General features: G+C 40.5%; 1 protein-coding gene. It reads left to right on the top strand.

The window, feature by feature from the left end; genetic code table 11:
* Positions 1–351: aldo/keto reductase (locus AOA61_RS30710; RefSeq protein WP_143521300.1), on the top strand; the 351-nt coding region annotated here is incomplete at both ends.

The raw sequence follows: 351 nt of genomic DNA, 5'->3' as shown, positions 1-351 counted from the left end.
CCAGATACACTGTGCACCTTTTGAAGTTTTAAAAAATGGTGCCGTTTTTGAAGTGTTAGATAAGCTACAGCAAGAAGGAAAGATCCGTCATTATGGTGTTAGTGTAGAAACTGTGGAGGAAGGTTTATTCTGTCTTGAAAACCCTAATGTAAAGGCACTACAAGTAATTTTTAACCTCCTTCGTCAAAAGCCTTTAGATGAACTGTTCCTAGCGGCACAGGAAAAAGGCGTAGGAATACTTGCGCGTGTACCGTTAGCAAGTGGATTGTTAACGGGTAAATTTGCAAAATCCCACTCCTTTGAAGCTGATGATCACCGTAACTTTAACCGTGATGGTCAAGCGTTTAATGT

It is taken from the genome of Pseudomonas sp. 2995-1 (genome assembly GCF_002742505.1).
In the GTDB taxonomy this organism is placed as follows: Bacteria; Pseudomonadota; Gammaproteobacteria; order Pseudomonadales; family Pseudomonadaceae; genus Aquipseudomonas; species Aquipseudomonas sivasensis.
This window is presented reverse-complemented; position numbering and strand designations above follow the sequence as displayed.